A 13716-nucleotide genomic window follows, 5' to 3' on the forward strand; every position below is an offset into this window, starting at 1 on the left:
AGCCAGAATACCTATGCCAGCAGTAAAAAAAGTTCCTGTAAAAAAAACATCTCAACCAATAATTGATAAACAGAAATCCGTTTGGGTACACAGTTTATTTACCGATTATGATATTGATCTTTTTCTTGTAGGAAAGCATTTTAGGCTTTATGAGAAAATGGGTTCACATTTAACTACTGTTGATGGGACAGCCGGAACTTATTTTTCAGTTTGGGCCCCAAATGCCATTCGTGTTAGTGTAGTGGGTGATTTTAATAATTGGAACAATAGTTCGCATCCGCTGAATGTGAGGTGGGATAAATCGGGTATTTGGGAAGGTTTTATTCCTGGTATTGCCAAGGGCCATGTTTATAAATATTTTGTTAAAGGCTTTGATGAATCGGAGCATTTAAAAGGAGATCCTTATGCCAGAAGATGGGAACTTCCTCCACAAACCGCTTGCATTGTTTGGGATACCGATTACACCTGGAAAGATAAAGCCTGGCTCAAAAAAAGAGCAAAGATAAATGCTTTGAACCAACCCATCTCGGTATATGAAATACATCTAGGCTCTTGGGAACGCGATCCGGCCGATCCGGAACGTATTTTAACCGCCAGGGAAGTCGCCGGCAGGTTAGTGCCTTATGTTAAGGAAATGGGTTTTACACATGTAGAACTAATGCCGGTAATGGAGTTCCCATATTTACCCAGCTGGGGATATCAGATTACAGGTTATTTTGGGGCAAGTTCACGCTATGGTTCTCCGCAGGATTTAATGTATCTGATTGATGAGCTCCATAAAGCAGATATTGCAGTGATATTGGATTGGGTCCCTTCTCATTTTCCAGGTGACAGGCATGGTTTGTATGAGTTCGATGGAACGCATTTGTACGAACACGCCGATATGCGTAAAGGCTTTCATCCCGATTGGAAATCATACATATTCAATTACGACAGAAATGAAGTGCGTTCTTTCCTCATCAGTAATGCTTTATTTTGGTTAGATCAATACCATGCTGACGGATTGAGGGTAGATGCCGTGGCATCGATGTTGTATTTCAACTTCTCCCGGGAAGATGGAGATGCCGCAACAAACGAATATGGAGGAAGTGAAAACCTCGGGGCAATACAGTTTTTGCAAGACCTGAATGTTGCCGTTTATGGAAATTTTGAGGGCGTACAAACCATTGCAGAGGAAAGCAGCACTTATCCTGGCGTAACCCATCCGGTACATGCCGGTGGATTAGGGTTTGGAATGAAATGGATGATGGGCTGGATGAATGACACATTAAAGTATTTTAAAGTTGAAACGCTCGGAAGGAAACATCACCACCATCAGTTGAGTTTTAGCATGACTTATGCTTTTACCGAAAACTTCATGTTACCTTTCTCTCATGATGAAGTAGTGCATGGTAAATCGCCAATGCTTTATAAAATGCCTGGCGACGATTGGCAGAAATTCGCCAACCTGAGAGCACTTTATGGTTACATGTTTACTCATCCGGGAGCAAAACTGCTGTTTATGGGCAATGAGTTTGGCGAAACCAATGAGTGGAACTTTACGCAATCATTGGATTGGCATTTATTACAATATGCGCCACATAAAGGCATGCAGGAAACAGTTAAGGCTTTGAACTTTCTGTATCGCAAAGAACCTGCATTGTATCATTTTAATTTTAGTTACGAAGGCTTTCAATGGCTTGATGCGGATAACACAAACGAATCTGTATTTGTGTATATGCGAAAAGGACCAAAGCCTAAAGATACTTTGGTTATTGCCATAAACTTAACTCCTGTGGTTCGGGAGAATTATAAAATCGGGGTGCCGTTTAAAACCAAATGGACAGAGATTTTTAATACCGATGATCTTGTTTATTATGGAGGCGGCATAAACAACAGAGGAGATATTATCCCTGATCTGGAAAATTATAATGAACAGGAATATTCAATAATTGTCGATCTGCCACCTTTGGCTGTAACAATTTTTAAGAGCAAGTAAAATCTTATTAACCTCATTTCGATTAATATTTATTCATACTGACTAATTTTAAGCTCATGAAACTAGAGCGATCGTCATGCTGATCCGCGATAGCTATCGGATTTATTTCAGCATCTTTCCTGTTAAACTGCCTTGCTATAAAGACCCTGAAACAAGTTCAGGTTGACGGCTATGAACTAAAAATGGATGTAGTGTGCCTTTAAAGGAATATCTTAATAATAATTACAACATATCAATTCACAAATGATAAATATTATCCGGATTTTGTAAAAAAGGAGATTATGGATGTGCTATTGGTGATTAGTCAGAAAACCGGATCAATTTAAATAAGAAAAGCTTCCCATTGCTGGAAAGCTTTCTTAAACCCTGGAGTGGAAGCTTCCAGAGAGGGTGCAAAGATACAATAACCTTTTTATCTTGCAAGTATTATTTTTAGAATAATATTTATGCTAACAAAGTTGTATGAGGTTTTGCTGTAAAGTGTTGATAGTTAGTGATTAATGTTTCTTTGTGTTAATATTTCTTCTTTCGGTATCGACCGAATATCATCGAATTTGGATTAAGGCTTGTGCCGTTAACCATAATTTGTATCTGTTCTGACAGGCATCAGTAAGTTTTGCATCGATAAACCAACATCTTAACATAATCATGGTTACTTTAACCTGAAAGTGATGCAAGCGGTTTTTCAATGTTCTTAAGTTAAGGATAAATCTGATGACGATCTTTCTATTGAGGCTGTCATTGATAGCTTATTCGAAGGGCATTTATTCGCGATTTGTCAATATTAAGAAGTCTTCGTCTACGCTGCCATTGACGTTATTTACAAATCATTATTAATCAAAATTTTAATTACTTTCGTATTTCCATACAGCTAGGCCATAGCATTGTATCCCCGTTCTACTTTAAATCGGCCTAACAAATTTTTGGGAATCCACAGGCCAGGCCTATGCAGAAACTTCACTACAAAAATTTTCAGCCGACACTTTTGTTTTTTCAAGGGCTTTTATGTTTTTAACGGCATTCAAGCTAGCTACGCTGGTCTTTTGGTGCCAAAAGAAAAAGGCCTGTCCGGCTAGGACAAATAGAACACTCCGTCCTACGGACACCCCTCTAAAAGAGGGGAATTATATACCAGCTGATATTTCAACATCATTTATATTTGGTCTTTATGAAATAAATTATCCCTCAGACTGACGACCGCAGTGCTTAGCTTAATGACATTGATCGGTACACAGGGTACGAAGGTTTAATAGTTGGCTAAAATTTCCATCCCGAAAGTAGACCCAATACCTGTAAGTAATTTATTTTGGTTGATAAATATTTATAAAACAGGTTTTTAGGTGTTGATTGAAAGGCTTTAATGAATAAAGTGAACGGATAATGTAGCGTTGGTTCGCAATACTTTTGTATTGCGAGTAAACAAACAAACTTAATTTTACGTTATCCCAAACTTACATTGAAAAGGCGCTCCGGTCAATTTTTATTGGTATTTGTGTTATTTTTTATGCCTGCGTATTTATATGCACAGTGTGAAAATACAAAGCGTACTTACGCAGATTTTCAGGGATCAATCCAATACGGATTTAAGGTATTGGGTGGGTCTTTAATTATGGGTGCCATTTCAGATGCAGGAAACGCTGTTAATGGACAGGTTAAAGATGCATCAACATTAGGCGTTGGACTTGGCCTGGAAGGATTGGCATCTTCGACCCAATTCTTACAGTTTAGCGCTGCTGGTGGTTCACCCAGATCAATTCCTGCCAATACTCCCGTTACCATAAAAATTTCACTCCCTACTGAAGTCTTAAGCGTTCTAAGCGGTGTAGAGATAGGAACATTTACAGGTTTGCATACTGTTGCTGCTGATTGGCCACTATTGGGATTGCTTGGTCCAGGTCATGATGCGGGATATGCGGCAACTACTGTCCCGATTTATAACTCAACCAATATAGCAGGTGTAATTAGCGGCTCTGGAGAGGTTGAGATTACACTCATGCCCAACCAGATATACAATGGGATTTACGTAAAAGTATCGGGCAATTTACTCTCGGTAGCATTGTCTACAAAGCTGTTTCATGCCTATGTTATGGAAACGACTACTGATAAGATTGATTGTGATGAAGTAATTGATGTTTTATCAGGAGTACAGCCTACTGTTATTGGCGGGGTGTTAAATGCAACCGGAAAGGTAACTGATCCTTTCAATTCGATAGATAACGATAAAGATAGCTATGCGCTGATGGATGTTGGGGCGTCGGTATTAAACAAAATATACCTTACGGCAATATTTAATAAACCTTCTCAGCCGAAAGATTCTGTGAGCATTATAATAGGTAAGCCAGGGGGCGGATTACTTAATCTGAATTTACTTACGGGATTTATCATTCAGCCTTATTTAAATGGGGTCAAAGCGGGCGATGCCTTCGATAATACAGGGACTTTTCTAAATCTTAGGCTTTTTCCGGGGTCAACAGATAAATATGTACTCACCTTTCCGATTACTGAGGTTTACGACCGTTTAGAAATCACTACCGGTGGATTGGCCGGTGTGCTGGGCTCACTTCAGATTTATGATATTAAAAGGAAATTAGCTAAACCACGCACATTGATTGATCCTATCGCTGAGGATACCAGAGCCATCTGTCAGGGAGAAACCACCACCTTTTCCGTTAACAATCCACAGGCCTGTACAGAATATAAATGGTATGATGCTGAAACAGGAGGTAATTTGTTGCATACCGGAGAAAATTATACTCCTCCATCCTCGCTACTTGCCGGAGATTATAGTTATTATGTACAAGGCAGCAGAACGTATTGCGTAACCGGAGTTTCTGAAAGACTCCGTGTAAAATTAAAGGTTAATCCATTACCTCCGCTTGATGTTCCGGGTACAACAATTTGCAGTGGAGCTACGGCTACGTTAGCGGTCAGCAATTCAGATATCGCCCAATATACATACAATTGGTATGCTACTTCCAATGGCGTTGCACCATTTAATACAGGAGCAACCTATACAACGCCCGCCCTTACTGCAAACATTACATACTACGTAGAAGCCATTAATACATTAACAGGCTGTAAGAATGCCGGGGGGCGCAAAGCAGTATTGGTAAATGTTAAGCCTATTGCTGTCGTAAATCCGATTATTGGCGTAAATACCATCTGTGCAGGAACTACCACAACTTTAACCAATAGTAATCCTTTGGGTGTTTGGAGTAGTAGCGATGTGGCCATTGCAACAATAGATGCGACAGGAAATGTCACAGCAATTGCGGCAGGAAGCGTTGTCATCAGTTACACCGTTGCCGATGATGTTACTTATTGTGGGAAGAAAGTGGATTTTAATTTAACCGTAAATCCACAGCCAAATTTGACTTTAGGGTCAGATCCGGGAATTTGCGAAGGACTTACTACAACTAAGATTGCTTATACCAATCCTGTTTTTAACCCGATTACCTATAGCATTTCTTGGGCGGGGAATTTACTCCCTGGCGTTTCAAGTCAAAGCTTGCCAGCAAATGAAATTACAATCAACGTTCCATCAAATACACCGGTAGCTGTATATCAAGGGGTATTGACCATTAAAAATGCAAATGGCTGCGAACGGGCTATCCCTTTTAGTTTTAGGGTAAAGCTTGTGCCACATAAACCAACAGTATCCATTAACTAAAAACAAAATAAATTATTCACTCAAACAAATTAAAATCATGGCAAAAAAAACTAAAAAACGTTATCTAAGAATCTTTGTATTCTTAATGCTCTTATTGCCACTGGGTGCCATTGCACAAACGCCACCAGATGCATATCTGTGCGGAACCGGTACAGTAAAACTTACCCCAACATTTACGGGTTATGCCCCTGCTGCTAACGATAAAATTATCTGGTCGGTCGATGGTACTCCGCAGGCTGCTGTTATATATACTACCGCTGCTGATGCAATTTACAACGTTCCCGCAACACTAGCCACTGGAAGGCATACTTACTCTGTTCAAGTTCAGCCAGCTGATGCGAATCTTTGTCCTAGTGATGCCTCTGATAATACGGTTGTAGAAAAATTACCTACCCCTCTTATCGATGTTGCAGCTCCTGGAAGTACTTATTGTACCGATCAAACAGCGAACACGGTAATTACGGCGAGTAAGGGTGCTTCAATAACATTACCAACTGGTGTAACTATGACTTATGTTTGGTCTGCAACTCTCGGTGGTACCGCAGTGGCTGATATTACAACTTTAGGTGCAGCCTCTGCTTCTGGAGATACTTTTACGCTTAAAGCAGGTGTAACTCCAGGTGCGTATGTTTTCACTGCTACTGGAAGTTATGCTACAGGTGGTGTTCAGATTGTGCCTGCAACAACTTGTACGGCAACTGAAAGTAAAGCCATAACTGTTACTGCTAAACCAGGTAAAGCAACTATCGCGGTAGCCCCATAGGTATTACTGCTGAGCTGGTTTAATCATTCTGATGTTTAACAGATTTGGAATAATTGTATTCAGTGTGCTGATGCTTGCTGCAGTGGCATGCTTTGCGCAATCTTCTAATCCAAACACGCTGAACCTTAAACCAGGTGTTGCCGTTAAACTTCGGGCTAACGGTACAGGTGCTACATCTTATCAATGGTTCAGAAACGGTCAGGCTATTCCTGGTGCTAACTTGCAAGATTATGTGGTAAATGCTGCCGGAAAATATACGGTTATTACTTTTAGTTTAGGTGGCTGTAGTTCAGACCTCTCCGAAGAGATGGAAGTGATTATGGAATCACAGATCTCAGCAGATGTTTCGATTGTTAAAAGGTCAGAAAGTAGGCAGGTAATAAATACAGAGACATTTAAATACAATTTATTGGTTCGCAACAATGGCCTGGGCATGGCTACCAATCTACAGGTGAAAGACGATCTTCCGGAAAATCTAACCTTTGTAAGTGTTGATCCTGCTGTTGTTGGTACTGCAAGTTATAACGATCAAACCAAAACAGTTTCCTGGGCTATACCATCACTTGCTAATGGCAGTTTTGTTGAACTGATTATTAATGTAAGGTCGATGAAACCTGGTAATGTGGTTAATCGTGCCACTGTTACGATTGATGAACCAGATCCCGATCCATCAAATAACATCTCTGTGGATACAAAGGAAATTACCGGACTTAAAATCCCAAATGTGTTTACCCCAAATGGTGATGGAAAGAATGAAACCTTTTTTATTGAGCGGTTGGACCTTTACAGCGAAAATCAGCTTACCATTATTAATCGCTGGGGAAGTACGGTCTATGAAAAGAAAGGCTATTTAAATGACTGGACAGCGAACGGTCTGGTAGATGGAACTTATTTCTATGTGATTAAGGTAAAAACGGCAAGTGCTCAATGGCAGGAATTTAAAGGCTACGTAACCGTAATGAGATAGATGAAAGTTAAAATGTGAGGATATGAAAAAGATAGTTTTAACGACATTGTTTAATTTATTCTGCCTTTGTCTGTTTGCTCAGCAGAATGCACAGTTTGGACAATATATGTTTAATGGTTTGTATATCAATCCGGCTTATGCGGGCTACAAGGAAGAACTCTATATGCAGGCTTTCGTCCGGGCTCAATGGACAGGTATTCAGGGCGCTCCCCAAACGCTTTCCATATCAGTAGATGAAGCAGTTAAAGAAGAAACTCTGGGTTTGGGTTTATTGGTATCTAAAGATAAAATTGGCGCGCAGAACTCGTTAAACTTATCAGGAAATTTTGCTTATCGCATTAAATTAGACCGTACTGAAACCAATGTACTTGCCTTTGGCGTTGGAATTGGTGTAATGCAGATGGGACTGAATGGGAGTTTACTAGATCCGACCGAAACTGGCGACAACCGGATTCCGACCGGATATGAAAGTAGGACTGTGCCGGATGTCAGGGCGGGGGTACATTACTCGAACGAGAAATTCTTTATCGGTTTCTCTGCCAATAACTTGCTTACACAGTATCTTCCAGTTTTTAGGGATAATAATCTCCTTAATATTGCTTCCAGGCCGCATTTTTATTTATCGGCCGGCATGATATTTCCAATGGATAATGATTTTATGTTCAAACCTACTTTTTTGATTAAAGATGATTTGAATGGGCCAACCTCATTAGATCTTAACGCTTTTTTAATGATCAGGGAAAAGCTTTGGTTAGGTGCAGCGTATAGAACCTCTGTAAAACTTTATCCTAAGCCTGTACTGCAAAACAATTTAAGGGCAAGAAGTGCCGTCGGACTGGTTGCCGAGTTCTTTGTCCGCGAAAACCTGCGGATTGGCTATGGTTACGACTACAGTTTAAATAAATTGCGTAACTATGATTATGGCTCACACGAAGTTTCCATCGGTTATTACCTGCAAACTGCAAAAAGCAGAAGACCAAAGTGTTACTTCTGATAGTTAAGCTCCTCTAAGCCTAACTCACTATTTTTTAGGCTAATCTAAATTTCGTTAAAAATATACTGCCTTGCTATTCGCTTTCTCTGGCAATCTTTGTTTTAAAGAGTTACCCTTCCAAACAAGTGTTGGTTATAAGATTGGTTTATCTGGCAATAAGCTCTTTTTACTACAGCAAAAGCGAATGATCATGCTACATTTAAAGCACACTCTACAAGAAGTATTCGGCAGCAATTTATGGTAATATCTTAAGGTGTGTAGGTGACGAAGAAAAAGCTAAATTAATTTTAGAACAAACATTCCGTGAAGCTTGGTATTATTTTCCGCAATTTGATGAGACTAGATTCAGAATTTTTACCTGGATAAATCAGTATGCGCTTAAAAACATTAGAAAATATACATTACAAAGCTTGGAGACAGCATAACGGGGTTATTAATCTACTTTATTTTTATATATCATTTAAAATTGCTATAATTAAGGGTCTAAAGTCTATCTCTGTTTATTTATGCTCGAATCCCGTAAGGTATTTTTGGTGAGCGCTGTATTAAGTTATTTCAGCGGTTTATGTCCAATAACCTCTGGATTTATCCAGGAAATAAAAAAAAATGTAGAGCCTCTTCTAGTCAGGAAGAATAAATACATTTTATCACCTCTCGATAATAATGATTATGTTTTTTTTGTAGTATCAGGTTTGGTAAGAGGTTTTATTAAAGATGGTAATAAAGAGATTACCACCTGGATTAGTTTAGGAAATGAATTGATTGGCGCGATTCAACATCCCGATGAATACCACAAGCCCTCTATTGAATATTTGCAGGCATTGGAAAATTCAGAATTAGTTGCCATTCCGCGCTTATTGATTAATAAGCTTTATGCCAATTACCAGGAAACGAATGTTATTGTCAGAAAGATTTTAGCGCTTCAGTATCATGTCGCCTCTGAGCGGGCTATAATCGCACGGATACCTTCGGCAGAAAGGCGTTATGAAAAATTCCTGGAACTAAATTCCGTTGATATATCTAGAGTACCTTTAAGGTGTTTAGCCAGTTATTTAGGCATGCGCTTAGAAACACTTAGCCGTATACGCAGTAAGTTGGTAAGGCAGCGCTGATGTAATGGGTAAAAATGTTTCTCAGTTGATTTCAATTATAACAGGTTAGGGCGATCCGCGAGGGAAATATACATACTTGAATTTATGCTCGCATATTACTATACACTTTTTTACCGGTTGATATTCAACATTTGTGTTTAGGTTACACGCTTCCCTAAAACCAAAACATATTTAGCGAAGAATTTTCGCTTTTTATTTCATTTAAATTCAAATCTTCATCAAATCTTAATCTTTCTGCCGTAATATTGTAGGCATAAGGGGTGAGAGCCTTATACCAACTTCATAAGTTGAGAGCGTTAATTTAGATAGGGGATGTAGCCAGTGGCTACATCCTTTTTTTGCGCTCATAATATTATTAAACAGAACAAGTCTTGGGCTTTCAATCAAAAATCTCTTATATGCCCATTTCTCAAAATAAAATAGTCAATGCATCAGATTAATGATACCATAATCAGATAAAAGCCAGCTTATTTAATCCATGGTCGTGTTGGTGCTCTGAGAAAGTATGGTGTCGGTGAAACCGAGATTATCTTCAACCCTATGGGTATATCAATAAAAAAATACTATGATTATCCAAAAGAAAACCAAAAACAACTGATAATTGATTTTTTTTAAACTTTTCGGTTGCAGGTTCGTGATTTCAATCATTTGCACTGATTCGCGGATTGTAGATAAGTTTCTTGTAATTACGGAATTTTTAAGGCTATTGGGTTACAAATACTCTTTAAATAAGAAAAGGGACAACTTATCCAAGCTTGTCCCTTTTTTCTAACCAAATATAAACCTGTTATGAGCCAGGCTTTGTCTTTAACTTTCTTTCTAAACCGGGGTCTATCCAGGAAGTGATTTATCTTTTTTCATTATTAACAAACATCGTTCCGTTTATTACTCTACAAATATAGTAAAAAAAATGATAGTGTAAAAAATACACTAAGAAAATTTTAAGTATTTTTTTTGTCATTTTTTATTTCCTGTTCTTTTTTCATGAGCTTTTGGGATTTAAAATGATGGTATTGCAAATATAAGGCTAAAATATGTTAACGAATTGTTAAATATTATCAATTTATGGTATTATTTAGTCAAATATTATTTAATTACTGGTAAAAAGTTTATTTGGCTTGATTTTTTTAAAATTATTTTAGTTTTTCAGTTTTATAAGTGGGTTTTGCAGGTGAAAATTTAATATAATTAATTTTCTTAGTGATTTTGAAATATGATTTTACAGGTGAAAATCTTGTTTAAAACAAAAAAGGCAACATTAATTGAATAATGTTGCCTTTTATATCGTTTGAAAATCGCTTAAAGCATTTTTTCTTTACAAACTTGCATAGTATTCTACAAATTTAGCTAATGCAGAAGAATATCCCCATTCGTTATCGTACCATGATACCACTTTAACGAAATTATCATTCAATGAAATACCAGCTTTAGCATCAAAAATCGAAGCGTGGTCATCACCAATGAAGTCAGAAGAAACAACTTCATCTTCAGTATAAGCCAACACACCTTTTAATTCGCCTTCAGAAGCTGCTTTCATAGCGGCTTTAATTTGCTCATAAGTAGCTGGTTTCTCTAAACGTACAGTTAAATCTACTACCGAAACGTCAGCAACAGGAACACGGAAAGACATACCAGTTAATTTACCTTTTAATTCAGGTAAAACCATACCTACAGCTTTAGCAGCACCGGTAGAAGAAGGAATGATATTAGAAAAACCACCACGGCCACCTCTCCAGTCTTTAGCAGAAGGACCATCAACTGTTTTTTGGGTTGCTGTTACGGCGTGGATTGTACTCATTAAACCTTCAACGATACCGAAGTTATCATTTAAAACTTTAGCGATTGGTGCTAAACAGTTCGTAGTACAAGATGCATTCGAAACAATAGTTTGGTCTGCAGTTAATTTATGGTGGTTAACACCCATTACATAAGTAGGGATATCGCCATCTTTAGCAGGGGCAGAGAAAACTACTTTTTTAGCACCGGCAGCGATGTGTTTTTCTGCATCGGCACGGGTTAAGAATAAGCCTGTTGATTCGATTACCACTTCTACACCTACAGCATCCCATTTCAAATCAGCTGGGTTTCTTTCTGCAGTTACGCGGATGGTTTTGCCATTAACAACTAAATTACCATCAACAACTTCAATAGTGCCATCAAATTTGCCATGTGTAGTATCATATTTTAACATGTATGCCATATAATCAGGCTCGATTAAATCGTTAATCGCTACAATATCCAATCCTCTTTTTAATGCGGCTCTGAAAACCAGTCTGCCAATACGGCCAAAGCCGTTTATTCCAATTTTGCTCATTGTTTTGTTAATTAGTGTAATGTTTTAATAAATTTTGTATTGGTTCTTTAATGATGCTTTTAATTTTTAAATCATATTTGCCAGCCACAAACCTTAAGCGGTCTTCGAGTTCGGCAGCCACTTTGCCTACAATATGCAGTTCACTATCTTTATGTTTCTGCGATGTAGGCAAGACATAGGTTTCAAAATATTTTTCGAAACCTTCGTCAATCAGTTTACTGATGTATTCGTGTTTGCTGTTATGGGTAATGAAATCGAAAAATGAGGTTAGAAATATATTCGCCTGTGGCTTATTATAAATACGTTCTAATATTTGAGGGCGGTCCAGATTGTGTGTTAATATAAATTTGGCCTCAATATCCTGTGGCATTTTTTTGCTTAAAAATTCTTTTAGGAGTATTTTTCCAAAATAATTCGAAGAACCTTCATCGCCCAATATATAACCTAACCCAAAGTTGTTGTTTATTGGCTTTTTCCCGTCGAAGTAAGCACAGTGTGCACCACTTCCCAGCATACCAACAATACCAGGTTGATCATAACAAGCTGCTTTAGCGGCGCCAAATAAGTCATTTTCTACTACAATTTTACTGTATTTAAAAAATGATGCCAGGGTTTTGGCCAATTCCTCTTTTCTGTCTGCTGATGATGCCCCGGCTGCAAAAAAATAAATTTTCTTTATATTTTCTGCATTGTTAACTAAGGTTACTTTTTTGTTTAAAATCTGTAAAATCGTTTTTGGATCAACAAAGCAAGGGTTCAGGCCCGTAGTATTACAATGTGCTACTACCTGTCCATTTTGTGTTATTTTCCAAAATGCTGTTTTCGATCCGCTATAAACAACTGCTACCATATTATATTGAAAGTACCTCTGTCATTTCCATTAAATCGGGCTCGAGTTTAAAAGAATGAGCAGTTAAAGCCTCTCTTATGCTGGTTAATTTTATTTCATTTCCTTTTAAACCGACCATTTGCTCCGTTTCGCCTGCAATTAACGCATTTACCGCGGCAAAACCTAAACGACTGCCTAAAATTCTGTCGAAACTGCTGGGGCTACCGCCACGTTGAAGGTGGCCAAGTATGGTTACTTTGGTGTCGTAATGATCAAAAGTTTCTTTTACCTTTTTAGCAATATCGTAAGCTCCGCCTTGTTTATGGCCTTCTGCCACAATAACGATACTTGATGATTTTTTTGTTGCTGCACCTAAGGCCAGTTTATTAATCAATTCATTCACGCTGGTTTCCCTTTCAGGCAACAAGACAGCCTCGGCACCACTTGCAATTGAACTCCTGAGCGCAATACAGCCAGAATCGCGTCCCATTACCTCTATGAAGAATAAACGGTCGTGCGCATCTGCTGTATCCCTTATTTTATCAATTGCTTCGATTACAGTGTTAATCGCTGTATCGTAACCTAAAGTAAAGTCAGATCCTACTAAATCGTTATCAATAGTCCCTGGTATACCGATCACTTTAACCCCAAAAGTTTCCGAAAAACGTTTAGCTCCGGTAAATGTTCCATCGCCACCAATGACCACTAATCCATCGATATCGTTTTTCTTTAAGTTATTGTAGGCAATCTGCTGACCTTCGTCTGTTTTAAATTCTAAACAGCGTGCAGTTTTTAATATGGTGCCGCCCAAGTGTAAAATATTACTTACAGAACGGGCGTCCATTGGTTTTATGTTGTCGGTTATTAAACCCTGGTAACCTTGCATTACACCAAACATATTAATGCCATGGTAAATTCCGGTACGAACAACAGCTCTGATTGCTGCATTCATTCCAGGGGCATCGCCTCCAGAAGTTAATACAGCTATATTTTTTATATTTGGCTCCATCTTTATAATACGAATATAGTGTGTATTTTTTACACTAAGTAATTTATTTTATTTTTTTTACTTAATATTGAAAGTCATAC

General features: G+C 38.2%; 9 protein-coding genes. 6 read left to right on the plus strand and 3 right to left on the minus strand.

Annotation, left to right across the window (positions count from 1 at the left end; genetic code table 11):
* The first annotated feature begins 13 nt into the window (after nucleotides 1-13).
* The 6 genes from glgB (at nucleotide 14) to BCL90_RS02345 (ending at nucleotide 9484) form a co-directional block, all read left to right on the plus strand.
* Nucleotides 14-1978, plus strand: coding sequence for a 1,4-alpha-glucan branching protein GlgB (glgB, locus tag BCL90_RS02315; protein ID WP_121282336.1), 1965 nt, complete (start codon nucleotides 14-16; stop codon nucleotides 1976-1978).
* Nucleotides 1979-3482: 1504 nt separating this feature from the next.
* Nucleotides 3483-5648: an Ig-like domain-containing protein gene (locus tag BCL90_RS02325; protein WP_121282339.1), complete on the plus strand. Its 2166-nt coding sequence runs from the start codon at nucleotides 3483-3485 to the stop codon at nucleotides 5646-5648.
* Nucleotides 5649-5685: 37 nt separating this feature from the next.
* Nucleotides 5686-6411: a hypothetical protein gene (locus BCL90_RS02330; RefSeq protein WP_121282340.1), complete on the plus strand. Its 726-nt coding sequence runs from the start codon at nucleotides 5686-5688 to the stop codon at nucleotides 6409-6411.
* A 31-nt stretch (nucleotides 6412-6442) separates the two neighbouring features.
* Nucleotides 6443-7378 carry a T9SS type B sorting domain-containing protein gene (locus BCL90_RS02335; RefSeq protein ID WP_121282341.1) on the plus strand — a complete coding sequence of 312 codons (936 nt, stop codon included), beginning with the start codon at nucleotides 6443-6445 and terminating at the stop codon, nucleotides 7376-7378.
* A 22-nt stretch (nucleotides 7379-7400) separates the two neighbouring features.
* The gene (locus BCL90_RS02340; RefSeq protein ID WP_121282342.1) at nucleotides 7401-8372 is read left to right on the plus strand and encodes a PorP/SprF family type IX secretion system membrane protein; all 972 of its coding nucleotides are present in this window, start codon (nucleotides 7401-7403) and stop codon (nucleotides 8370-8372) included.
* Nucleotides 8373-8878: 506 nt separating this feature from the next.
* Entirely contained in the window at nucleotides 8879-9484 is a 606-nt protein-coding gene (locus BCL90_RS02345) for a Crp/Fnr family transcriptional regulator (protein ID WP_121282343.1), read from the plus strand.
* Nucleotides 9485-10799: 1315 nt separating this feature from the next.
* Here BCL90_RS02345 and gap read toward each other — a convergent pair.
* The 3 genes from gap to pfkA are packed head-to-tail and all read right to left on the minus strand — an operon-like array spanning nucleotide 10800 to nucleotide 13636.
* Complete coding sequence (gene gap / locus BCL90_RS02350; RefSeq protein ID WP_121282344.1) at nucleotides 10800-11798, minus strand: type I glyceraldehyde-3-phosphate dehydrogenase; 999 nt, start codon at nucleotides 11796-11798, stop codon at nucleotides 10800-10802.
* 7 nt (nucleotides 11799-11805) lie between these two features.
* Complete coding sequence (locus BCL90_RS02355; RefSeq protein ID WP_121282345.1) at nucleotides 11806-12648, minus strand: hypothetical protein; 843 nt, start codon at nucleotides 12646-12648, stop codon at nucleotides 11806-11808.
* Between the two features lies 1 nt (nucleotide 12649).
* Nucleotides 12650-13636, minus strand: coding sequence for a 6-phosphofructokinase (gene pfkA, locus BCL90_RS02360; protein WP_121282346.1), 987 nt, complete (start codon nucleotides 13634-13636; stop codon nucleotides 12650-12652).
* Between the last annotated feature and the right edge of the window lie 80 nt (nucleotides 13637-13716).

Source organism: Pedobacter alluvionis (assembly GCF_003664035.1).
GTDB lineage: Bacteria > Bacteroidota > Bacteroidia > Sphingobacteriales > Sphingobacteriaceae > Pedobacter > Pedobacter alluvionis.